The sequence below is a fragment of the Amycolatopsis dendrobii genome (assembly GCF_014145675.1).
GTDB lineage: Bacteria > Actinomycetota > Actinomycetes > Mycobacteriales > Pseudonocardiaceae > Amycolatopsis > Amycolatopsis dendrobii.
In genome coordinates, this window is the sequence record NZ_JACGZW010000025.1 from 37,351 (window position 1) to 59,982 (window position 22,632).

Here is a 22,632-nt window from a genome sequence, read left to right on the forward strand (position 1 = left end):
GCTTGCCTCAGGGTGCTCCGAGCACCGCCGCGCGGACCGCGGAGAGGTCGGCGAGGTCCGGCAAAACCAGGTTCGCTCCGGCGGCGGCCAGTTGCCCGGCGGAAAACCGGCCAGTAGCAACGCCGATCGCCACCGCGCCGTACTCGAGCGCGGCCTCGATGTCGTGGGGCGTGTCCCCGAGAATCACTACGGATTCAGCGGGGAATTCCGTGTCATGCTTCGTTTCCGCCGCTTTGACGGCGTGCGGAACGAGATCCGCGCGGCGAGCCGAAAGCGAACCGTAGCCGCCGATCTCCAGGTCGAGATGTTCGTCGAGACCGAGCGCGGCGAGCTTGTGCAGCGAGATCTCCGGCAGGTTTCCGGTGACGAGGCTCTGCACGACGCCGTCGGTCTCGGCGAAGTCGGCCAGCACGGCCGCCGCGCCGTCGAGTGCCCGGCCTTCCTCGGGCAAGGTTTCCCTGGCGCGTTCGACGGCCGCGATCAGCTCCCGCCACATCCGCTGGATGGTGTCCTCGTCCGGTTCGATCCCGTGCAGGGTCAGCACGTCGGCGGTGATCGCGCGTTCGGTCCGGCCGCCGAAGTCCGGGGGCGTGCGGAACTCCGCGCCGGTCGCGGCGGAGAGCGCGGCGCCGTACCAGCCGATCCCGAGCCCGGTGTAGTCGACGAGCGTGTGGTCGATGTCCCAGAGCACCAGCCGGTGCGCGCGAATGGCCGTCACAGCAGCGATGCTACGGCGGGATCAGCCGGTGAGGTAGCTGAAGCGGACCCGGCGGACGGGGTTGTCGACGTTCGTGTCCACCAGGCACACCGACTGCCAGGTGCCGAGCAGCAGCACGCCGCCGAGCACCGGCACGGTGGCATACGGCGGCAGGAACGCCGGAAGCACGTGGTCGCGGCCGTGACCGCCAGTGCCGTGCTGGTGGCGCCAGCGGCTGTCTGGGGGGAGCAGGTCGTCGAGTGCGGCGAGGAGGTCGTCGTCGCTGCCCGCGCCGGTTTCCAGCACGGCGAGCCCGGCCGTCGCGTGCGGCACCCACACGTGCAGCAGGCCGTCGGTGGCGTCGGCGTCGCGCAGGAACCTCTCGGCCTCCCGGGTCAGGTTGTGCACGACCGCGGTGTTGCCGGTGTGCACCTCGATCTCGGTGGAGTACATACCGCCAGGGTAGGCGTCAGGAATCGAGATAGCGGAGCACGGCGAGGACGCGCCGGTTGTGCCCGTCCGACGGAGGCAGGCCCAGCTTGCCGAAGATGCTCGTCACGTACTTCTCGACCGAGCCCGCGGACAGGAACGCCTCCGCCGCGATCGCCGAGTTCGACCGGCCCTGCGCCATCAGGCCGAGGATCTCGCGTTCGCGCGGCGTCAGCTCGGCGAGCGGACCGGTCTGGCCGGTGGTCGCGAACAGCTGGCGGACGACTTCCGGATCGAGCACCGTCTCTCCGGCGGCGACACGTTCCAGCGCGGTGAGGAAGTCCGACACCTCGGCGACGCGGTCCTTCAGCAGGTAGCCGACCGCGCCCGCTTCTCCGGCGAGGAGTTGCTTGGCGTAATTGGTCTCGACGTACTGTGAGAAGACGAGAATCGCGCAGCCGGGCCGTTCGGCGCGGAGGTCGATTGCCGCGCGCAAGCCTTCGTCGGTGTGGGTCGGCGGCATTCTGATGTCCACAATGGACACATCGGGCTGATGCTCGCGGACGGCGGTGCGGAGGTCGTCGGCGTTCTTCACTGCCGCTGCTACCTCGTGGCCGCGCAGGCCCAGCAATTCGACGAGACCCTGGCGCAGGATGGCCGAGTCCTCCGCGATCACGATCCGCACGATTTCCCCCTCATTTCACCGAGCTTAGCGGGGCAGCGGGAGCGTGGCGGTGACAACGGTCGGGCCGCCTGCCGGGCTTGAGACGGACAGTTCGCCGTCGGCCGGGCGGAGGCGTTCGGCGATGCCGGCCAGTCCGCCGCCGGGGATGACCGCGGCACCCCCTGCGCCGTGGTCGATTACGGTCAGCCGCAAGACGTCTTCGCGGTCTTCGACCAGGACTGTGCAGCGTCCGGCGCCGTGTTTGGACGCGTTGGTCATGAGCTCGGCGGCCGCGAAGTAGACGATCGTTTCCAGCGACGGCGGCGGGCGGCGGCTCAGTTCCACGGTGACTGTCGCGGAGAAATCGGCAGAGCTGGCCAATGTGGACAGTGCGAGGCTCAGGCCCTTGTCCAGTGCCGCGGGGTGGATGCCGCGGGCCAGGTCGCGTAGTTCGGTGAGGGCTTGTTTGGCGTTGCTGTGGGCCGCGTCGACCAAGGTGCGGATCTGGTCGAGGTCGACGACGTCGGTGGCCAGTTCTTCTTTTGCCAGACCTAGTTTCATGGCCATGGCGACCAGTTGGGCTTGGGCGCCGTCGTGGAGGTCGCGTTCGATGCGGCGGAGTTGTTCCGCTGCTTCGTCCAGTGCGGTGGCGCGCGTCTCTTCGAGGAAGCGGACTCGTTCGCGCAGGCCCGGGTCGGCGACCAGGGTGCGGAGGAGGAGGCGGTCTACGCCGGTGACGAGGTGCACTACGGCGGGCCAGACCGCCAGGATCAGGATGCCGGAGATGCACCAGGCCAGGGAACCGATCCAGTTGTCGCTCTGGATGTTGAAGACCGGGAGGCCGTGGCCGGGTCTGGTCTCGAGGAGCCAGGTGAAGGGGTAGGTGAAGGAGGCCAGGCCGTAGAAGCCGAGGGTGCCGGTGCCCAGGAGAGACAGCAGCGCGGTGGGGAGGCGGACCAGGAGGTACGCGACGGATCGCCAGGCTGTGCGGTCGGAGAGGCGGGCGGTCAGCCAGTTCCAGAGGCCTGGTTTGAGGTCGGTTCTCGGCGGGGGCGGGAGCGGGAGGTTCAGGAGTTTCGCGGCCAGGCGGCGGTGGAGGCCGCCGAAGAGCTTGGCGGTTTTGAGGACCGTGGTGAGGATGAGGAGGCCTAGGAAGATCGGCGTCAGGGCCAGGCCGAGGGTGGTTCCCGCCAGGAGGATGATTACGGAGAGCAGGGGGATGAGGCCGGTGGCGGCTGTCCAGGCGGCTTCGGTGAGGGCCTGGCGAGGGGTTGGGGGCCAGAGGCGGCGGAGGTCGGTGAGGTTTATCTGGTGACCTGGGGTCCGCGCGGGGCGGGGCGGGGTGGTGGTCACTGGGGTGAGTGTGCCGGGTTGTGCCGCGCGGGGGTAGCGGGGTGGCTGGTGGGTTGGGGTGGGGGATAGCCCTACCTCGTCGCCTGGCGGCGACATTGGCTCGGGCTTGCGTGGGGCACCCCGAAGCTTGATTGTGCTGACGGGCGGCGGGTGCTTGTCAAGGCGGGAAAGATGCCTTGACAAGCACCCGCCGCCCGCAGGGAGGCTTCGTATCGGGGTGCGGGGGAGGGGCTGGGTGCCTCGATGGGTGGGTGCGTCGGCTGCGGTTAGTGGCTGGGGCGGGCTTGCGCCCCAATGTGGCATTGGGTGCGTCGGATGCACCCAATGTGGCGTTCGGTGCGTGGGATGCACCCAATGCCGCATTGGGGCGCATCCGGCTGGCGGGCGGCGGTCCGGGAAGGGGCCCCTCACTGCCGGTGGAGTGTCGTGAGGGCAACCCTGACGGAATCAGAGTTCCGCAGGGTTCCCCTCACGCACTTGCTGCGGGTCAGTCTGTTTCGTGGGATTGGTCTAGGCGGGCGTCGTCTTCTTTGGCGCGTTGGGCTGCTTCGCGCATTTCGATGACGTCGGTGAACCAGTCGCCGGTTTCGCGGGCTATGTCGCGGACCGCGCCCGTAATTATCGTGGCGATGTTGCCGATGTGGGTGGCCGCGGACTCCGTCAGCTCCTGCACGGTGTCCTTGCCACTTTCGAATGGGCCGACCATGGGCTTCCTCAGGCTGCTCGGAGTTGCCGTTCGGGGTCCACGGTAGCGGGCGGGGCCGGGGTTCCGGGGAGGGCCAGCCGCGCGATCTTCTTGGCCACCGACCACAGCTGCTTGTGCAGGGGGCCGGTGTTGTAGGGCAAGCCGTAGCGTTCGCAGATTTCCCGCACCTCGCCCGCGATCTGCGGGTAGCGGCGCGCGGGCAGGTCCGGGAACAGGTGGTGCTCGATCTGGTGCGACAGGTTCCCGGACAGAATGTGGAACAGCGGGCCGCCGGTGATGTTCGCGGAGCCCAGGATCTGGCGCAGGTACCACTGGCCGCGCGTTTCGTTCTCGGTCTCTTCTTCGGTGAAGCTCTCGACGTCCGCCGGGAAGTGGCCGCAGAAGATGATCGAGAACGCCCACAGGTTGCGGACCAGGTTGGCGCTCGCGTTGCCCAGCAGCGTCAGCGGCGCGAGCGGGCCGGTGAGCAGCGGGAACAGGACGTAGTCCTTGCCGATTTGGCGCGAGGCCTTGCGGACGATCCGGCGCAGCACCGGGACGTTTTCCGCCCAGGTTCGCTCGCCCTTCACCACCCGGTCGACCTCCAGGTCGTGCAGCATGACGCCCCACTGGAACAGCAGCGCGAGCAGCGTCGCGTACACCGGGTTGCCCAGGTAGTACGGATGCCACTTCTGCGCCGGGTCCATCCGCAGGATTCCGTAGCCGACGTCGCGGTCCTTGTCGACGATGTTGGTGTACGTGTGGTGGATGTAGTTGTGCGAATGCCGCCAGTTCTCCGACGGCGCGACGGTGTCCCATTCGAACCGCTGCGAGCTCAGCTCCGGGATGCGCGTCCAGTCGTACTGGCCGTGCATCACGTTGTGGCCGATCTCCATGTTGTCCAGGATTTTCGCCGCCGACAGCGCCGCGACGCCCGCCAGCCACGCGGGCGGCAGGAAGCCGGCGAACAGCAGGCCCCGGCCGGTCACCTCCAGCGCGCGCTGGGTCTTGATGATCTTGCGGATGTACTCGAGGTCTTCCTCGCCGAGGTCGTCGACGATCCGCTGGCGCAGCGCGTCGAGTTCGCGGCCGAATTCCTCGACCTGTTCGGGGGTCAGGCGGTCCTGCAGACCGGTCATGATGCTTCCTCCGGTGGTCAGGCGTCGATTTCGACGTCCCCGACGGGGACGCTGACGCAGAGCTGGATTTCTTCGTTCTCCTCGCCGGAGACCTCGCCGGTGCGGGCGTTGCGGACGCGTCCGGCGGTTTTGAGCTGCGTGCAGGAGAAGCAGATGCCCATCCGGCACCCGTGTTCCGGCGTCAGGCCCGCGTCCTCGGCCTGTTCGAGCAGCGGCTTGCCGGAGTTGTCGCACTCCCGGCCGCTGCGGGCGAAGCGCACCCGGCCTTCGGCGGCCTCCGCGGCGAAGGTCAACGGTGCTGCCGTGAACTCTTCGGTGTGCAGTTGTGCACTCAACCCCTCGTTCCCGAAGAGTTCACGGGCGGCGGCCATCAGCGGAGCGGGGCCGCAGAGGAACGTCTCGGCCTCGCGGAACCACGGCGCGGCCTTCTCCAGGTGCTCGACGGAGAACAGGCCGTGCAGGTCGCCGCCGCGGCGGGCGTGGGTGTGGGCGTGGACCACGCGGAACGCCGGGTGCCGGGCAGCGAGTTCGGCGAGTTCTGCCCGGTAGAGCGCGTCCGCGGGGGTGTTCGAGTAGTGCAGGAACACGATCTCGCCGGGGTGTCCCTCGGCGACGAGCGTCCGGGCCATCGCGAGCACCGGCGTGATCCCGCTGCCGCCGCTCATCAGCACGATCCGGTCCGGCCGCGGCGACGGCAGGGTGAACTCGCCATCTGCGGGCGAAAGACCGACCACCGCGCCGACCTCGGTGTTCTGCAGATGCCGCGACACCAGGCCCTTCGGGTCGGCTTTCACGGTGAACTCCAGGTCGCCGCTGCCTTGCGCGCCGCACGGCGAGTAGCAGCGGGTCCGGCGCACGCCGTCGATCTCCACCTGCATCCGCACGTACTGGCCGGCGCGGAAGCCCTGCCACGCCCGGCTCGGCCGCACCGTGAAGGTGACGGTGTCCGGCGTTTGATGCCGCACGGCGGTGACGCGGCCGCGGATCTCGCGCCGCACCAGCATCGGGTCGACCAGTTCGAGGTACCGGTCCGCGCCGTGCGGGGTGAGCAGCGCCTCGGCGAGCGAGACGAGTCCGCGCACGCGGCGCGGGAGCAGTGCGGTCATCACCCCTCCAGAAGTTTGAGTGCACAGTCGTACACTGACTAGTGTGGGGGCAAGGCCCCGGGGCCTGTCAACGCGGAAGCGAGGTGATGTGACGTGGGCCATGCGGCGATCGCCAGTACGCTGCTCGACGTGTCCGCAGCCGAGGAGCCGGCCGGCCCGGTGAGCCGGCAGGAGCGCAAACAGCGCACCCGTCAGGCGCTGCTCGACGCGGCGCTCGACCTGCTCGCCGACCGGAGTTTCGCCAGCCTTTCGCTGCGCGAGGTCGCGAAAGGCGCGGGCATCGTGCCGACGGCGTTCTACCGGCATTTCTCGTCGATGGAGGAGCTGGGCGTCGCGCTGGTCGAGGAGACCACGCGCACGCTGCGCGGCCTCCTTCGCGGCGCGCGCACCGAGCAGCGCGGCTACGGCGGGATGATCCGGGCTTCGGTGCACACGCTGCACCGGCACGTCCGCGAGCACGAGGACCACTTCCGGTTCATCACGCGCGAGCGCTACGCCGGGCCCGGCGCGGTGTCCCGGGCGATCGCGGTCGAGATGCGGATGTTCTCCAGCGATCTGGCGCTGGACCTGGCGCGCTTCGATCCGCTGCGCACCTGGCCCACCGAGGACCTGCACCTGCTGGCCGACCTCATCGTCACCGCGATGCTCGGCACGGTCGCCGAACTGCTGGAAATCCGCCCCGGGGACACCGCGGCCGACGAGCGCACGTTGGTCGCGGCCGAAAAACGGCTCCGGATGATCCTGCTCGGCGTGCCGCACTGGCAGCCTTAGCGGCATGGCCTTCCTGCAGCTGACCGCGATCATCGTCGACGACTACGACGAGGCGATCGACTTCTTCACCCGCGCACTCGGCTTCGACCTGGCCGAGGACTCGCCGTCGCTCACCAACGACGGCCGCCCCAAACGGTGGGTGGTCGTCCGCCCGCCCGGCGGCGAAACCGGCATCCTCCTGGCTCAGGCCGACGGCGAACGGCAGTCCCGCGCGGTCGGCGACCAGCACGCCGGCCGGGTCGGGTTTTTCCTGCGGGTGGACGACTTCGCGGCCAGCTACGAGCGGATGCGGGACGCCGGGGTGGAGTTCCTCGGCGAACCGCGGACCGAGCCCTACGGCCGGGTCGTCGTGTTCCGCGACATCGCCGGCAACCGCTGGGACCTGCTCGGACCGGCCGCTTCCTGAGCCTGTTCTACGATCCCGGGGTCCAGCAGATCGTGGAGGAACGCTATGCCGAGCGGGTCGGAAGTCCGAGCCGAATTCACCGACCCAGCCGAAAACCTGGCGTTCGACGAAGCACTGCTGCGCGAGGGCCCGACGGGCCCGGTGGTGTGGCTGTGGCGGAATCCAGTGTGCGTCGTGGTCGGCCGTGGCCAGCGAATCGCGCGCGAAGTTCGCGTGGCCGAATGCGCTCGTGACGGGGTTCCCGTGCTGCGGCGAGCCAGTGGCGGCGGCACGGTGTTCCACGACCCGGGCAATCTCAACGTGACGCTCGTGCTGCCCGGCCCGGTGCCGCGTCCGTTGGAAATGCTCGGCCTCGTGATGTCCGCCGCGGTGGAGAAACTCGGTCTCCCGGCCAGGATCGGCGACCGAGGGATCTTCGTCGGCGACGCGAAACTGTGCGGGTTCGCGGTGTTCCGGACCAAAGACGTGCTGCTGGCGCATTCGACGCTGCTGGTCGACACCGATGCCGCTCGCGTCGGCGCTTATCTCACCGGTCCGCCGCCGGACCCGAAGCCGCTGGATTCGCACCGGAGCAAGGTCGCGTCCCTGCTTGAGCACGGGGTACGGCTGCCGCTGGCGGAAGTGGAAGACACCGTCCGCGCGGCCGCGGCGGGACTGCTCGGTCCGCTCCCGCCGCGCGAACCGACGGCGGGAGAGCTGGAACGGCAGCGGGCATTGCTGTGGAGCCGTTACGAGTACCCGGAGTGGCATGCCGAGGGACGGCAGCGTTCGTAATCGCCTTGCCCTGGCCGAAAGTCCGTGCGGGGAACCCTGCGGAATCAGAGTCCCGCAGGGTTCCCCGCACGGACGGATCAGTTGCCGGAGGAGGAGAACAGCACCTGCGGCACCGCGCCGGCCGCACGGCGGCGCGGCTTGGCGGCGGACTTGGCCGTTGCCGGAGCGGCGGTCTTCGCCGGGGCGGACTTCGCGGCTGCGGAGGTCTTGGCGGTCGCGGTCTTCGCGGGTGCGGGTGCCTTGGCAGTCGCGGTCTTCGCGGCGGGAGCCTTGACCGCAGCGGCCTTTGCCGACTTGGCGGCGGTCTTGGTTGCCGCGGCGCTCGTCGACTTCGCCGTGGTCTTGGTCGCGGCGGGCTTGGCTGCCGCGGACTTCGCCGGGGCCTTGCGGGCGGTCCCGGTCGCGCCACCCGTTCGGGCAGTCTTCGCCGCGGCCTTCGCGGTACCGGCGGCAGCGGTCTTCTTGCCGGCAACGGCTTTCCCGGCCTTGCCCGCCGCGGCGGCCTTTTCCGCCACCGGCTTCGCCTCGGCCTTCTTCGCGCCGGCGACCAGCCGCGGCCGCAGCTTCCGCCCGCCCGTCCGGCGGCCCGCCTTGGCGTACCGCTCCAGCAGCCGCCGGAGCGCGGCCGCGTTGCGGGCGCCGAGGTCGATGTCGTACTCGACGCCGTCCAGCGCGAACGCGACGGTCTCGGCCGCGCGTCCTCCGGTCAGGTCGTCCTGAGTGCGGACAGCAGTGTTCCTCGCCATGGGAGCCTCCCGTGCTCGATCGTGGTCGTGCGTGCAACCGGCACGGCGACGACCCGGATTCCGCGGTGCCGCCGGTTTCTTGCAGCTCTCGTACGAGAATACCGGCAGGCTTGCGCGAACCTGCGCGGTGGTGTGCGCTGTGCCCATGGCAGCAGAGACTTTCGACGTCGTGGTCATCGGGGCGGGTCCGGTCGGGGAAGTGGCGGCGGAACGGGCCGCCAAGGGCGGGCTCAAGGTGGCGCTCCTCGAACACGAACGGTTCGGCGGGGAGTGTTCGTACTGGGCGTGCATCCCGAGCAAGGCGTTGCTGCGCCCGGGAAACCTGCTCGCCGCGGCCAAGCGGATGCCCGGCGTGCCGATCGGCGACGGGCTCGACGCGGAGAAAGTGCTCGCGCGCCGCGACTGGTTCACCGGCAAGGGCGACGACTCCGGACAGGTCGAATGGGCGCGCGGCGCGGGCATCGAACCCGTGCGCGGCTACGGCCGGATCACCGGCGAGCGCGAGGTCACACTCGACGACGGCCGCGTTTTCTCCGCCCGGCACGCGGTGATCGTGTGCACTGGCAGCGTCCCGCGCACGCCGCGGATTCCGGGGCTGGACACCATCAAGCCGTGGGGCTCGCGGGAAGCGACGTCGGCGACCGAGGTGCCCGGACGGCTCGGCGTGCTCGGCGGCGGCGTGGTCGGCGTCGAAATGGCGCAGGCGTGGGCCCGGCTCGGCGCGCAGGTCGACCTCGTGATCACCGGCGAACGCCCGCTGCCTCGGCTGCCGGAGTTCGCCGGAGACCTGGTCCTGGACGGATTGCGCGAGGCAGGCGTCCGCGTGCACCCGAACTCGGGCTTGAGCGAAGTGTCCAGTGTGGACGGTGGAACTCGGCTGAAACTGTCCGGCGGCGGCGAGATCGTCGTCGACGAGCTCCTGGTCGCCACTGGTCGCGCGCCCGCGACCGGCACAATCGGGCTGGACGTCCTCGGCCTGCCCGCCGACGGTCCGCTCCAGGTCGACGAAAGCGGCCGAGTGTCTGCTGTGGAGGGTGGCTGGCTGTACGGCGCGGGTGACGTCACCGGTCGTGCTTTGCTGACCCACCAGGGAAAATACGCCGCTCGCGTCGTCGGGGACTCGGTCGCCGCCCGCGCCCGCGGCGAGGAGATCTCCACCGAACCGTGGAGCCGCTACAGCGCGACCGCCGACCACCACGCGGTGCCGCAGGTGGTGTTCACCGACCCGGAAGTGACGTCAGTCGGCCTCACCGAGGCGCGCGACGGATCCGCGGACCGGGTGGTGGACATCGACATCGCGGTCGCCGGTTCCTCCCTGCACGCTGATGGGTACCAGGGCAAAGCGCGCATGGTCGTCGACACCGAACGCGGCGTCGTGCTGGGTGTCACGTTCGTCGGCCAGGACGTGGCGGAACTGCTGCACTCGGCGACGATCGCGGTCGTCGGCGAGGTGCCGCTGGACCGGTTGTGGCACGCGGTCCCCGCGTTCCCGACGATCAGCGAGGTGTGGCTGCGGCTGCTGGAGGCTTACGGGCTCTGAATGGCGGTGCCGGTCCGGTAACGTCGGGGCATGACCAGCGCCCCCGTTCCCGGCCGTCGTGAACGCAAAAAGGCGGCGACCCGCCAGGCGCTGGCCGACGCTGCCCTGCGGATGTTCCTCGAGCGCGGCTACGACCAGGTGACCGTGCGCGAGATCGCCGACGCCGCCGACGTGTCCACCACCACGCTGATGAAGCACTTCCCGACGAAGGAAGCGCTCGTTTTCGACCGGGAGCCCGAGGTGGACGAGGCGCTGGTCTCGGCCGTCCGCGACCGGCCGGAGGGCACGTCGGTGCTGGAGGCGCTCCGCGCGCACATCCACGTGCGGGCGACCTCCGGCATCCGCGCGGAAGCCGCGCCGCTGCTGCGGTTGGTGCGGGAGACGCCCGCGCTAGCCGAGTACTGGCACAAGATGTGGATGGGCCACGAGCACACGCTGAGCCGCGTGATCGCGGAGGAAACCGGCGCGCCGGAGGGGGATTCGCGGTGTGCGGTGCTGGCCCATTTCGCGCTGGAGACGGCTGTGCTGGCCGATCGGTCGGACGATCCGCCGCGGGTTGTGGACGTGGCGTTCGACCTGTTGGAGAACGGGTGGCAGTGAGGCGTTCGCTCGGCAAGGCAGCGGCGAGCTGAACGCGGTCTCGGCCGGTGGGCCGTTCCCTCAGGACGGCAGCTGCAAGTCGAGCGCGCCTTTCGCCGCGCGGGCGAGGCCGGGATCGTCCGCAGTGGACGGTCCGGGTTGCCAGACCGCTTGCACGATCCGGACGCCGTTCCCGTCGATCTTGCTGGCGTAGGCGGCGCCGTCGAACTGCGGCGGCCCCGAAGGCCACTTGCCGGTTTCCGTGGCGACGTCCAGGATTCCGCCGCCGCCCGGGTTGTCGGCGATCTGCTTCAGGTGATCGGCCTGCCCGGCATCGGGAAACTCGACCACCGCGACAGTGACCGCGGCCGGCCGCCCGTCCACGAGCGCCGTGTAGCTCGCGCGGCGGACCGCGGAGCAGCTGGTTTGCTGGAGGCTCGCCTGGACGTCCCCGAAAGCGTGCGAGGCGCACTTCTGGTCGGCGCTGCTCGCGCGGGGTTCGAAGGCGAGAGTCGGGGCCGGCGGGGCGCTCGACTTCGCGCTGCTCGGCACCGGACTCGGAACGCTGCTCGGCGGCGCACTGCTGGCGGGCGGTGCCGCCGTTGTCTCGTCGCCGCCGCTGGTTGCCACGACGATCGCCGACACCACCAGGACGACCAGCAAGACGATCGCCGCGATCGGCACCCACTTGACCGTCCGGGAGGCCGGTTTTCCAGGCCCGGCCGGGGAGTTCGGGCCCGCTCCGGCGCCGGTTCCTGCTCCGCCTGCCCCGGTGCTGGGTCCTGCCGCGGCGGCTCCGGCTCCGGTTCCCGCACCCGCGGTTGCCCCTGTTCCGGCTGTCCTGGTGCCAGGTCCTGCAGCGGTGTTTGCCCCTGCTCCAGCTCCGGGACTGACTGTCCTCGATCCGGCTCCCGCGCCCGCGGCAGGAGCCGGTCGCGCAGGCTGAGGCGCACCTCGCGGGGGGCTGCTCGGCCCGGGAACATGCCCGGGCCCGGCCGGCGGAACGGCTCCGCGCGGACCTCCGGCAGGCTGCGGCTTCGCCGGAGACGGCATCTTCTCGGTCGGAGCCTCGGGCGGGTCAGCCGACTCGGTAGGCGCTTCGGAAAGCGACTCCAGTTCGATCGACGGAATCTCCGGCCGAGGCGGCCGCACCGCGATGATCTTCGGCCGCGGCACCGGGGAAGCGGCGGATTTCGGTGCGGGGGAAGGGTTGCTGGGGGAAGCGGCGGCCTTCGGCGCCGTGGTGCCGTTGCTGGCGCCGGGGAAGACGGGAAGCCCTCGGGTATCCGCGGTGCCGGCTGGGGTTTGCGGCCCCGCGGCGCCGGGGACGGCATCCCCAGCGGATCGTCCAGCCGCGGCATCGGCTCCGGCGCTGAGGAAACCGGCCGGACCCGGCCCAGCAGCGCCGGGCTCGGCCGAACCGGAACCGGCGACGTTCACCCCGACGGCGCCTGGAGCGACGGCGCCCGGTCCGGTGGCAGCGGAGGGAGCCGCGGCGTTCGCCTCGATGGCTCCGGAGGTGGCTGCGGAGGTGGCTGCGCCCGATCCGGCGGCACCGGAGGAAGCGGTGCCGGACTCGGCCGCGTTCGATCCGGCCGCGCCGGAGGAGCTTGTGCCGGAACTGGCGGTGCCCGGCCCGGCGGCATTGGCCTTGGCCGAGGCTGGAGCGGAGTTTCCCGGACCAGGCGAGTCCGAACCCGTGGCAGCGGTTCCTGCGGGGCCGGACATCGCCGCGGCGGCGCTGGCGGCTCCTGCGGAGACCCCGGCCGTTCCCAGGCCGGCGGCGGCTGTGCTCGACCCGGCGTTGCCTCGGGAAGCAGGGCCCGTCGGGGAACCGGAGTTCGCGACGGGAGCGCCATTGCTCGCCGGGCCACTGCCGCCTTGGCTCGCTGCCGCACCAGAACCAGCCCCAGCGGACCGAGGCCCAGGAGGAACCGGAACGTCGTCCGCGAACCGCACGAACCCTTCCCCGCGCAAAACCTCGTCCGAAAGCTCCGGCGCGTCCGGTGCCAGCGCCGCGATCAACGCGCGTGCCTGGTCCACCGACCGCGGATGCCGCGCCGTGGCCAGAGACACCGTCGCGGCCAGCATGGTCGTCGGTGTCGGGTGCAGCACCCGGACCGGGCCTGCGAGGTCGCCCGGCGGCTGGTCGACAGTCTCCACGTACGGGCCGACCGCCACGATCGTGCCGACCGGGCCGCCGCCGAGTTCCGCGATGCGGCGTTCGCATTCCTGGGACAGGTCGAGCGCTTCGGTGGCGGGGTTGACGTCGTCGCCGTGGACCAGCGGCCAGCCGTCCGCTTTCCACGGGCCGCTCAGCGGGGCTTCGAGGCGCAGGGCCGGGTCGGGCAGGTCCACGCCGATCACGACCAGCACGCCCGCGGGCAGCACGACCACCGCCTCGACCGGACGGTCTCCGGTCGGGCGGGCGCCGACGAGCGCTACGCCGCCGATCACCGTGCTCCCCCGGCCGAGGGAGGCCAGTGCGGCCCGCACGTCTTCCGCGACGCGCGAGGGCTGCTGCCCGAGACGGACCAGTCGCACCGAAATTCTCCTGTCGAATCCGCAGCGTTTCCGGTGCACCACGCTAGCGTGCCGGGCCGCCGGAACCGTGCTCCGCGCCCTCGCGTCGGCGTGGCTCACCACAATGGGTCGTCCGCTGCGACTTGTGGTGTTCATGTGGCCAAACGGCACGGTTGGGGTGCAGAATGTGCTACACAGGTCGGGAACTGCCGTGGAGGCTACGCAACCTGCGCAAGGTTCGAGAGGTCGTAGGGGAAGACGTCCCTCGTCGAACAAGCGGAGGTCAGCAGTGAGCACCCGTGGCAGCACCCGAGGCGTGGTGTACGTCCACTCGTCGCCGTCTGCGGTATGTCCGCACGTCGAGTGGGCTATTTCGGGCACCCTTGGTGCCCGTGTCGAGCTGAAGTGGACGGCCCAGCCGGCCAGTCCGGGACAGCTCCGGGCCGAATGCAGCTGGAGCGCGCCCGCGGGAACCGCGGGCAAACTCGCCGGTGCCCTCAAGGCGTGGCCGATGGTGCGCTTCGAGATCACCGAGGAACCCAGCGCGGGCGTCGACGGCGAGCGGTTCTGCTTCGCGCCCGGACTCGGGCTCTGGCACGGCCGGACCAGCGCCAACGGCGACATCGTCGTGGGCGAGGACCAGCTGCGCGCGCTCGTCAGCATGACCCGCGGCGGCGAAACCCTCGCGCACAAACTCGACGAACTCCTCGCCGCGGCCTGGGACGAGGCACTCGAGCCGTACCGGCACGCGGGCGATGGCGCCCCGGTCACCTGGCTGCACCAGGTCGGGTGAGCGAGGGCGGTACCCTCACCCGGGTGAGCGTTCACCCGGCCCCGCCGTCCCGTCAGCGGTGGTTGATCCCCGTGCTCGTGGTGGTGCTGTCCATCACCGTCGCCGGGGGTCTGCTCGCCCGCGAGCTGTACCGCCGCCCCGATTCCCCTCGCGCGGCCGACGGCGAAGCCATGGCGCCGTCCGCCACGACCAGCGGCGGTGCGGCCGACAAGTCCGGTGCGATCGAGGTCGGGGTCACCCCGGACGCCCAGAACCACCCGCAGGACGAGGCCGTCCGCACGGTGCTCAAGGCGTATTTCACCGCGGTGAACCAGAAGGACTACGACGCCTGGGCGGAGACCGTCAGCGACGCGCGCCGCAGCAAGATGCCGGAGTACGACTTCCACCGGAGCTTCCAGTCCACGAAGGACGTCGACGTCATGCTGTACCGGATCGAACCGGGTGCGCAGGGAACGCTGCGGGCGCTGGTCGGGTTCACCAGCACGCAGTCGCTCAACGAGGCCCCGGTCGACTTCCAGGAGAAGTGCATCCACTGGCGGCTGGTGCTGCCGATGAAGTACGAGCACGGTTCGTACCGGATCGACACCGTCGACGGCACGGCCACCGAACACGACAAGTGCTGAAAACTCCGCTGAAACGCTGAAGGGCCCCGCGGGAAATTCCCGCGGGGCCCTTCAGCGTGAAAAGGAAACTCAGTTCGCCGGCGTGAACAGCAGCGCGGTGTTGTGCCCGCCGAAACCGAACGAGTTGGACAGCGCCGCGGCGAGTTCGACCTTGCGGTTCTCCCCGGCCACGACGTCGAGCTGCACCTTCGGGTCCAGTTCGGTGAGGTTCAGCGTCGCGGGCACGACGCCCTCGTACAGCGCGAGAATCGTCGCGATGCCCTCGACCGCGCCCGCCCCGCCGACGAGGTGGCCGAGCGCGCCCTTCGGCGCGGTGACCACCGGGTGCTCGCCGATCGCCGACCGGATCGCGGCCGCCTCGCCGATGTCGCCGACCACAGTGGACGTCGCGTGCGCGTTCACGTGGCCGATGTCCGAAGGGGACAGTCCGGCCATCGTCATCGCCGCGCGCATCGCCGCGATCTGCCCGATGCCCTCCGGGTGGTTGCCCGTGATGTGGTAGGCGTCGGACGTCAGGCCGTAGCCGGCCAGCTTCGCGTAGATCCGCGCGCCGCGGGCCTTCGCGCGGTCGGCCCGCTCGAGCACGACGACGCCGGAGCCCTCGCCGAGCACGAAGCCGTCGCGGCTCACGTCGAACGGACGCGACGCCGCGGCCGGGTCGTCGTTGCGGGTCGACACCGTGCGCGCCTGGGCGAACCCGGCGACGGTGATCGGGTGGATGCAGGCCTCGGAACCGCCCGCGACCACCACGTCGGCCCGTCCGGACCGGATCATCTCGAAGCCGTTCGCGATGCCCTCGGCCCCGGACGCGCACGCCGACGCGGGCGAGTGCACCCCGGCCCGCGCCTTCAGGTCGATGCCCACGTGCGCGGCGGGCCCGTTCGGCATCAGCATCGGCACGGTCAGCGGCGACACCTTGCGAAGACCCTGCTGGTGCAACAGATCGTTCTGGGTCAGCAGGGTCACCGGCCCGCCGACCCCGGTGCCGATCGAGACGCCGAGGCGTTCCGGTTCGACGTCGGCGTGCTCGTCGGTCTGCTCGGCGAACCCGGCGTCGGCCCAGGCCTGGCGGGCGGCGATGATCGCCACCTGCTCGCACCGGTCGAGCCGGCGGGCCTGCACGCGGGGCAGGATGTCGGTCGGCTCGACGGCGAGCTGCGCCGCGATCCGCACCGGCAGGTCCAGCTCCTCCGCCCAGTCCGCCTCGATCGTGCGGATCCCGCTGCGGCCAGCCAGCAGACCGTCCCAGGTGGACGCGACGTCCCCGCCCAGCGGCGTGGTCGCGCCCATGCCGGTGATCACGACGTCGATGTTGCTCATGGGTGTCTCCCCAAGGTCGGCTCCGGACCGGGGCCCGGGTACGAAGAGGACTTACTTCGAGTTGGCGGACACGTAGTTCACCGCGTCGCCGACGGTCTTCAGGTTGGCCAGCTCGTCGTCCGGGATCTTGACGCCGAACTTGTCCTCGGCCTGCACGGCGATCTCGACCATCGACAGCGAGTCGATGTCCAGGTCGTCCACGAACGACTTCTCCTCGGTGACGTCGTCCTGAGCCACGCCGGCGACCTCTTCGACGATCTCGGCGAGGCCGGCGAGAATCTCAGTGTTGTCAGCCATCGGTGTTGTTCCCTTCTCGGTTCTTCTGGAGGTCCGCTCGCGGGCACGGCGCCCGCGGGGGAAGTATCGCTCAGGGCAGGACGAACGCCTGCGCGGCATAGGAAAGCCCGGCTCCGAAGCCGACCGCCAGCACCACGTCGCCGCTTTTCGCCGTCCCGGCCTTGCGCATGTGGTCCAGCGCCATGGGGATCGAGGCGGACGAGGTGTTGCCCGAGTATTTGATGTCGTCGGCCACCACGATGTCCTCGCGCGCCCCCTTGGCGCGCAGCTTCTTGGCGATCGACTCGACGATCCGGAGGTTCGCCTGGTGCGGGGCCAGCACGTCCACATCGGACGGTTGCAGCCCGGCGGCTTCCAGCGCGCGCAGCGCGATCGGCGCGATCTGCGTGGTCGCCCAGCGGAAGACCGACTGGCCCTCCTGGTAGATCCACTGGTGGTCGCGCATGTAGATGAGGTCGACGAGGTCGCCCGCGCTGCCCCAGACGACCGGGCCGATGCCCGGCTCGTCGGATCCGCCGACCACCGCGGCTCCCGCGCCGTCGGCGAAGATGATCGCGTTCGCGCGGTCGGTCGGGTCCACGACGTCGGTGAGTTTCTCCGCGCCGATCACGAGGACCTTCTTCGCCGAGCCCGCGCGCACGAGGTCGGAGGCGACGCCGAGGCCGTAGCAGAATCCGGCGCACGCGGCGTTGAGGTCGAACGCGCCGGGGCTCGGGACGCCGATCCGCGCGGCGACCTGCCCGGCCGCGTTCGGGATCGGGGACGGCATGGTGCAGTTGGGCACGATGACGGTGTCCACTTCGGACGCGTCGATGCCCGCGTCGGCGAGCGCTTCGGACCCGGCGGCGACGGCGTAGTCGACCAGCACGTCGTCCTTCTCGCCGAACCGCCGCTCGATGATGCCGACGCGGTCGCGGATCCACTGGTCGCTGGTGTCCATGACCTGCGACAGGTCGTCGTTCGTGACGATCCGGTCCGGCTGGTAGCTGCCGAAGCCGAGGATGCGGGCGGCGGGGGCGCCCTGGGCGAGGCGAAGGGTGGGGCGGGCGGTCACTGGGCGTCCTCCTCGCGCAGCTTCGCCAGCTCGGCGGGCGACTTCAGCGCGGTGGTAGTGGTGACGACGCCCTTGAGCTGCCGCTTGACCAGTCCGGTCAGGGTGCCCGCGGGCGCCAGTTCGACGGTGCGGTCCACGCCGAGCGAGACGAGCCCGTCCATGGTGAGGTCCCAGCGGACCGGGCGGGTCACCTGGGCGACGAGCCTGCGCAGGTACTCCGCGCCGCTGGTGACGACCTGACCGTCGGCATTGGACAGCAGCGGGCGCGTCGGGTCGGCCGGGGAGAGACCGGCGGCGTGCTCGCGGAGGGCGTCTTCCGCGGGGGCCATGTAGGGCGTGTGGAAGGCGCCGGCGACCTTGAGGGCGCGGATCTTCGTGCCCTCCATCGGCTCGGCGATGATCCGCTCGATCGCGGCGGCGGACCCGGAGGCGACGATCTGCCCGGCCCCGTTGCGGTTCGCGGCGGCGAGGCCCTGGCTTTCCAGCCACGCGGAGACTTCCTCGGGGTCGCCGAGCATCACCGCGGCCATCGACGTCGGCTCGAGCGCGCACGCCTTGGCCATCTCCGCGCCGCGGACCGCGGCGAGCGCGACGGCGTCGGCCGGGCTGAGCACGCCGGCGATCGCGGCCGCGGCCAGTTCGCCGACGGAGTGGCCGGCGACCGGCGCGTCGTCGGCGACCGGCAGGTGCTCGAAGGACAGCAGGGACAGCGCGACGATCAGCGGCTGCGCGACAGCGGTGTCCTGGATCTCCTCGGCTCCGGCCTCCGTGCCGAGCCGGATCAGGTCGAGCCCGGAACGGGCGGACCACTCTTCGACGCGCGCGCGGGCGCCGTCGAGTTCGAGCCACGGAGCGAGCATGCCGGGGGCTTGGGAACCCTGGCCGGGGGAGAGGACTGCAACTGTCACGCTGTCTATGAGACCACGGGACCCCTCGCGCTTCGGCTGCGGGCGGTCACCAAGTCCGCGCGACGTTATTGGAGGAAACCTCCAAAGACCCGCCGGAGAACCCGGTCCTTAACCCATCCGCCTTGTGGGATTCAACCAGCGCTTGCCGTGAAGTCTGTCACCCGCCACGCGCTCGCCACGCCCCTGTCACGCCGTGCTCGCGCCTCGGCTCGGAGGATGGCGGAGCGGGCCCGGGTGTGGGCCGGAGGTCGGCAGCGCCTCCGCCGGACGCGGGAGCGGATTCGGGCAGGGACGCACTCAACGCGGCGTCGGGGTTTCTCCGCAGCGGACGCCGTGTCCGAGGGCGCGTGCAGTTGTCCTCGACTGGTGTCGCGCCGCGGACGGTTGCCGGAGCAGGGAGCCAAGCGGCCCGGCCAGGCGATCACCACAGCCCGCGGGCGCGGGCTAGCCGACCGACCGTGAGCGCGACCCGCAGCACCAGCGCGTCGCGGGCGTCGGTCGGGTTGCGGCCGGTCAGTTCGGCGGCTTTGCGCAGCCGGTACCGGACCGTGTTCGGGTGCACGAACAGCGTTTGCGCGCAGCGTTCCAGCACCCCGCCAGTGTCCAGATAGGTCTCGACCGTCCGCTGCAACGCCGCCCCGGCTTCTTCCAGGGGCCGGGCCACCAGGTCGACCAGCAGCCGCTCCGCGCCGGGGTCGCCGGACAAAGCGCGTTCGGGGAGCAAATCGTCAGACCGCACCGGGCGGGGTGCGGCGGGCCAGCCGACCACCGCGCGCAGGCCGGACAACGCCTCGGCCGCGCTGTGGTGCGCCTCGGCCAGCGTCGGCACCGTCGGACCGGCCACGACCGGGCCGTCGGCGAACACCGTCGACATCCGGGCGAGGATTTCGCGTTCCTTCGGCCCGCCCTCGGTGGGGCCGCCGATCACGATCACCAGCCGCGAGCCCTGAACCGACAGCAGTACCGCGCGGCCGACCCGTGCGGCGCGGGCGCGGACGTCGAAAACCACCGTCGGCGGGTCGTCGGAGGGCGGATTTCCCACCAGCACAGTCGCTGCCGCCGCCGGATCCCAACCGAGCGCCGCGGCCCGCGAAAGGACGGATTCTTCGGCGTCGCCGCGGACGATTCCGTCGACCACGAGCGCTTCGAGCCGGGCGTCCCACGCGCCGCGCGCTTCCGCCGCCGCGGCATAGGAATTGGCCGCGGCGAAAGCGATTTCCCTGCCGTAGCGCAGAATTCCTTCGATCAACGCGGCACGTTCGGCTTCCGAGGCGGCGAATTCGGGGAGTTGCTCTTCGAATACTTCGATCGCGAGCCGCACCATCGCGACGGCCTGGCGCAGGCTGATCCAGCGCGACACTTCGGTCGGCGCGTCGCGGAAGGCCTCGGTGGTGAGCTTCAGCGCTTCCTTCGAATCCCGCAGCCACGCGACGAATCCGCTGGCCCCGGTCTGCGTGATCAGCAGGACGCTGGCGCGCTGGTCGGCGGGCAGCCGCGCGAACCACACCAGGCGGCGTTCCATTTCCGCGACGCTCGCGCTCGCCAGCCGCCCGGAGGCGTGCTCCAGGCTGCGCAGGGTTTTCGCGGACAGCCCGTGGTGCTTGCGCGCTGGGCGTCCCGTGGTGTCGGCCATGTCGGATCCGATCCTACGTGCCGCGCGGCGCCCGCAACTTTAGGCGGACGCGACAGCGACCTCAGGTGGTGGGCGCGGCTCGGCCGAAGTGCCTAGGATCCCTGGTGGGGTGGTAGGGGATCACCCCGGGCGAAAAGAGAACAGGGGGACGGGCCATGCCAGAGCCCGGACTGGAGATCGACGGGATCTCCAAACGGTACGGCGCCGTCGTGGCGCTCGAGAAAATGACGTTCGACGTGCGGCCGGGGGAGCTTTTCGGATTCGTCGGAAGCAACGGGGCGGGCAAAACGACCACCATGCGGATCGCGCTCGGCGTGCTGAGCGCCGACGCGGGCCAGGTGCGCTACGCGGGCGAGCCGATCACGCACGAGACCCGCAGGCAGATCGGCTACATGCCCGAGGAACGCGGTCTGTACCCGAAAATGAAGGTCGGCGAACAGCTCACGTATCTCGCCCGGTTGCACGGAATGCCCGCCGCCGCGGCGAAGGCGTCGAGCGAGCGGTGGACCGAACGCCTCGGCGTGGCCGCGCGCCGCGACGACGAGGTGCAGAAGCTCAGCCTCGGCAACCAGCAGCGTGTGCAGCTGGCCGCCGCGCTGGTGCACGAACCGCGGATTCTCGTGCTGGACGAACCGTTTTCCGGACTGGACCCGGTGGCCGTCGACGTGATGAGCGACGTGCTGAAGGAGAAGGCGGCCGAAGGCGTTCCGGTCGTGTTTTCCAGCCACCAGCTGGATTTGGTGGAACGGCTGTGCGACCGGATCGGGATTGTCCGGAGTGGACGGATGGAAGCGTCCGGCACGGTGGCGGAACTGCGCGCGGGCGGGACGACCCGGCTGCTCGTCGATGCGCCCGAGGCTCCCGAAAACTGGGCGGCCGGGCTGTCCGGGGTGACCGTGATCGGCCGCAGGGGAGCGGTGACCGAGCTGGAACTGGCCGACGGCGCGGACGACCAGGCGGTGCTGCGCGCCGCGCTGGCGACCGGTCCGGTGCGGGAATTCGCCCGGAAACTGCCGTCGCTGACCGAGTTGTTCCGTTCCGTCGTGTCCGAGCACCAGGAGGCCGCGGCATGACCGGGTCCGATGTCCAGATGAGCCCGATGTCAGCGGTCGGCCTTGTCGCCGGGCGGGAAATCACCACGCGCGTCAATTCGAAGGCCTACCGCATCACCACGCTCGTGATGGTGCTGATCGTCGTCGCGCTGGCGCTGATCTTCAAGTTCTTCAACGGCGGCGGGAGCGCCGACGCGACGGTCGGCTACGTGCCCGCTGCTTCGCAGCTGGCGCAGCCGCTGTCCGCGACGGCGAAGTCGATCGGCCAGACCGTCGCGACGCAGCAGGTAGCCGACGAGAAGGCCGGCCAGGAGAAGCTGCGGGACGGTTCGATCGACGCGCTGCTGGTGCAGGACGCGAAGCGAGTGCACGTCCAGGTGAAGAAGGACCTGGACGCGAAGCTGAAGAACACGTTCACCGTGCTCGAAGGGCAGCTGGCGCTCAACCAGCAGATCGAATCCCTCGGCGGCGATCCGGCGAAGGTGCGCCAGGCGACCGCCGAGGCGACGATCGACGAACTGCCGCCGCTCGAGAAACCGTACGACTACAACGGGCAGCAGCTCGTGCTCGGCATCATCGCGGGCATCCTGATCTACCTCTCGCTGATGCTCAACGGGCAGAGCGTGGCGCAGGGCGTCGTCGAGGAGAAGACCTCGCGGGTGGTCGAACTGCTGCTGTCGACGATCAAACCGTGGCAGCTGATGGCCGGGAAGGTGCTCGGCATCGGCGTCGTCGGGCTGATCCAGATGCTGGCGATCGGCGTGGCCGGGGTCGCGGCCGGGCTCGGGTTCGGGGTGCTGACGATCTCGGTGAACGCGGCGGTCGGCACCGTGATCTGGCTGATCGTCTGGTACCTGCTCGGGTTCTTCATGTATTCGATCGTGTTCGCCGCCCTCGGCGCGCTGGTGTCGCGGCAGGAGGACGTGGGCGGCGCGACCATGCCCGCGCTGATGTTCGTGATCGCCGGGTACGTGGTGGGGATTTCGATCCTGCCGTCGAATCCGGGGAGCCCGCTGGCCGAGGTGCTTTCGGTGATCCCGGTGTTCGCGCCGACGCTGATGCCGATGCGGCTGGCGATGGGCGGTGTGCCGGTGTGGGAGGCGGTGCTGTCGGTCGGCCTGGTCGTCGCGCTCATCCCGGCGCTGATCTGGCTGGCCGCGCGGATCTACCGCAACGCGGTGATGCGCACCGGCGCGAAGGTGAAGCTGCGCGACGCGCTGCGCGCCGCCTGACAGCGGAGGTCTCACACAGCGGGCCGCGGCGGACTGCCGCGGCCCGCTTTTCTGTCGAAAGCCTCTACTCTCGGTGGACACGGTGGTCCAGTGAGGGACCTGGGCAGCGGAGGCGCTAACCCACGTGGGTTAGCGGCATCGGGTGAGTTGCGTGAACGCCGCCCCCGCGAGCCCGCTGTTCTGGTTGCCGGCCGCGCGCCGGTTAATGACCTTCGCGCGGGATCTCGCCCGCGCGCTATTGCCGCCGTGCGGTTATCCGGCACGCGCGCGGAAGGCCCGCGCAATTCGCCGCCGCGGGCTGCCCGGCA

The 22,632-nt window shown here is 70.7% G+C and carries 23 protein-coding genes; 9 read left to right on the top strand and 14 right to left on the bottom strand.

Annotated elements, in window-relative coordinates:
- Window positions 1-7 precede the first annotated feature (7 nt).
- The 7 genes from H4281_RS43315 to H4281_RS43345 form a co-directional block, all read right to left on the bottom strand.
- Window positions 8-709, bottom strand: coding sequence for a haloacid dehalogenase-like hydrolase (locus H4281_RS43315; RefSeq protein WP_312872292.1), 702 nt, complete (start codon window positions 707-709; stop codon window positions 8-10).
- Between the two features lie 30 nt (window positions 710-739).
- Window positions 740-1,150: a YjbQ family protein gene (locus H4281_RS43320; RefSeq protein ID WP_182896663.1), complete on the bottom strand. Its 411-nt coding sequence runs from the start codon at window positions 1,148-1,150 to the stop codon at window positions 740-742.
- Between the two features lie 16 nt (window positions 1,151-1,166).
- Complete coding sequence (locus H4281_RS43325; protein ID WP_182896664.1) at window positions 1,167-1,811, bottom strand: response regulator transcription factor; 645 nt, start codon at window positions 1,809-1,811, stop codon at window positions 1,167-1,169.
- 24 nt (window positions 1,812-1,835) lie between these two features.
- Complete coding sequence (locus H4281_RS43330) at window positions 1,836-3,143, bottom strand: sensor histidine kinase (protein ID WP_312872290.1); 1,308 nt, start codon at window positions 3,141-3,143, stop codon at window positions 1,836-1,838.
- 487 nt (window positions 3,144-3,630) lie between these two features.
- Window positions 3,631-3,849 carry a hypothetical protein gene (locus H4281_RS43335; protein ID WP_182896666.1) on the bottom strand — a complete coding sequence of 73 codons (219 nt, stop codon included), beginning with the start codon at window positions 3,847-3,849 and terminating at the stop codon, window positions 3,631-3,633.
- Between the two features lie 8 nt (window positions 3,850-3,857).
- Window positions 3,858-4,967: a fatty acid desaturase family protein gene (locus H4281_RS43340; RefSeq protein ID WP_182896667.1), complete on the bottom strand. Its 1,110-nt coding sequence runs from the start codon at window positions 4,965-4,967 to the stop codon at window positions 3,858-3,860.
- Window positions 4,968-4,984: 17 nt separating this feature from the next.
- Window positions 4,985-6,073, bottom strand: coding sequence for a ferredoxin reductase (locus H4281_RS43345; RefSeq protein ID WP_182896668.1), 1,089 nt, complete (start codon window positions 6,071-6,073; stop codon window positions 4,985-4,987).
- A 93-nt stretch (window positions 6,074-6,166) separates the two neighbouring features.
- On the opposite strand from H4281_RS43345, the gene H4281_RS43350 reads away from it, so the two are divergent.
- The 3 genes from H4281_RS43350 to H4281_RS43360 are packed head-to-tail and all read left to right on the top strand — an operon-like array spanning window position 6,167 to window position 8,024.
- Window positions 6,167-6,844 (top strand): TetR family transcriptional regulator, encoded by a 678-nt coding sequence (locus H4281_RS43350; RefSeq protein WP_182896669.1) that lies wholly within the window; start codon window positions 6,167-6,169, stop codon window positions 6,842-6,844.
- A gap of 4 nt (window positions 6,845-6,848) precedes the next feature.
- Window positions 6,849-7,250: a VOC family protein gene (locus tag H4281_RS43355; RefSeq protein WP_182896670.1), complete on the top strand. Its 402-nt coding sequence runs from the start codon at window positions 6,849-6,851 to the stop codon at window positions 7,248-7,250.
- 45 nt (window positions 7,251-7,295) lie between these two features.
- Complete coding sequence (locus H4281_RS43360) at window positions 7,296-8,024, top strand: lipoate--protein ligase family protein (protein WP_182896671.1); 729 nt, start codon at window positions 7,296-7,298, stop codon at window positions 8,022-8,024.
- A gap of 77 nt (window positions 8,025-8,101) precedes the next feature.
- Here the strand turns inward: H4281_RS43360 and H4281_RS43365 are convergent, their stop codons facing one another.
- On the bottom strand, window positions 8,102-8,770 hold the full coding sequence (locus H4281_RS43365) for an Lsr2 dimerization domain-containing protein (protein ID WP_182896672.1): 669 nt from the start codon (window positions 8,768-8,770) through the stop codon (window positions 8,102-8,104).
- A gap of 145 nt (window positions 8,771-8,915) precedes the next feature.
- Between H4281_RS43365 and H4281_RS43370 the strand changes: the two genes are divergently transcribed.
- Both H4281_RS43370 and H4281_RS43375 read left to right on the top strand, forming a co-directional pair.
- Window positions 8,916-10,310, top strand: a complete 1,395-nt coding sequence (locus tag H4281_RS43370) for a dihydrolipoyl dehydrogenase family protein (protein ID WP_182896673.1) — start codon at window positions 8,916-8,918, stop codon at window positions 10,308-10,310.
- Between the two features lie 30 nt (window positions 10,311-10,340).
- Window positions 10,341-10,910, top strand: coding sequence for a TetR/AcrR family transcriptional regulator (locus H4281_RS43375; RefSeq protein WP_182896674.1), 570 nt, complete (start codon window positions 10,341-10,343; stop codon window positions 10,908-10,910).
- Between the two features lie 60 nt (window positions 10,911-10,970).
- On the opposite strand, the gene H4281_RS45300 is transcribed toward H4281_RS43375, so the two are convergent.
- On the bottom strand, window positions 10,971-13,433 hold the full coding sequence (locus H4281_RS45300) for a hypothetical protein (RefSeq protein ID WP_246412776.1): 2,463 nt from the start codon (window positions 13,431-13,433) through the stop codon (window positions 10,971-10,973).
- 268 nt (window positions 13,434-13,701) lie between these two features.
- On the opposite strand from H4281_RS45300, the gene H4281_RS43385 reads away from it, so the two are divergent.
- The gene (locus H4281_RS43385; protein ID WP_093576929.1) at window positions 13,702-14,205 is read left to right on the top strand and encodes a DUF3145 domain-containing protein; all 504 of its coding nucleotides are present in this window, start codon (window positions 13,702-13,704) and stop codon (window positions 14,203-14,205) included.
- 23 nt (window positions 14,206-14,228) lie between these two features.
- Window positions 14,229-14,828: a hypothetical protein gene (locus H4281_RS43390; protein WP_237598581.1), complete on the top strand. Its 600-nt coding sequence runs from the start codon at window positions 14,229-14,231 to the stop codon at window positions 14,826-14,828.
- A 69-nt stretch (window positions 14,829-14,897) separates the two neighbouring features.
- Here the strand turns inward: H4281_RS43390 and H4281_RS43395 are convergent, their stop codons facing one another.
- The 5 genes from H4281_RS43395 to H4281_RS43415 form a co-directional block, all read right to left on the bottom strand.
- Window positions 14,898-16,148 carry a beta-ketoacyl-[acyl-carrier-protein] synthase family protein gene (locus H4281_RS43395; protein WP_182896675.1) on the bottom strand — a complete coding sequence of 417 codons (1,251 nt, stop codon included), beginning with the start codon at window positions 16,146-16,148 and terminating at the stop codon, window positions 14,898-14,900.
- A gap of 51 nt (window positions 16,149-16,199) precedes the next feature.
- Complete coding sequence (locus H4281_RS43400) at window positions 16,200-16,445, bottom strand: acyl carrier protein (RefSeq protein WP_009074690.1); 246 nt, start codon at window positions 16,443-16,445, stop codon at window positions 16,200-16,202.
- A 70-nt stretch (window positions 16,446-16,515) separates the two neighbouring features.
- Window positions 16,516-17,499: a beta-ketoacyl-ACP synthase III gene (locus tag H4281_RS43405; protein WP_182896676.1), complete on the bottom strand. Its 984-nt coding sequence runs from the start codon at window positions 17,497-17,499 to the stop codon at window positions 16,516-16,518.
- Complete coding sequence (locus H4281_RS43410) at window positions 17,496-18,407, bottom strand: ACP S-malonyltransferase (RefSeq protein ID WP_182896677.1); 912 nt, start codon at window positions 18,405-18,407, stop codon at window positions 17,496-17,498. The genes H4281_RS43405 and H4281_RS43410 overlap by 4 nt, the downstream gene beginning before the upstream one ends.
- 421 nt (window positions 18,408-18,828) lie before the next feature.
- Complete coding sequence (locus H4281_RS43415) at window positions 18,829-20,040, bottom strand: PucR family transcriptional regulator (protein ID WP_037820487.1); 1,212 nt, start codon at window positions 20,038-20,040, stop codon at window positions 18,829-18,831.
- A gap of 155 nt (window positions 20,041-20,195) precedes the next feature.
- Between H4281_RS43415 and H4281_RS43420 the strand changes: the two genes are divergently transcribed.
- Window positions 20,196-21,113, top strand: coding sequence for an ABC transporter ATP-binding protein (locus tag H4281_RS43420; RefSeq protein WP_182896678.1), 918 nt, complete (start codon window positions 20,196-20,198; stop codon window positions 21,111-21,113).
- Window positions 21,110-22,324 (top strand): ABC transporter permease, encoded by a 1,215-nt coding sequence (locus H4281_RS43425; protein WP_182896679.1) that lies wholly within the window; start codon window positions 21,110-21,112, stop codon window positions 22,322-22,324. The genes H4281_RS43420 and H4281_RS43425 overlap by 4 nt, the downstream gene beginning before the upstream one ends.
- Window positions 22,325-22,632 lie beyond the last annotated feature (308 nt).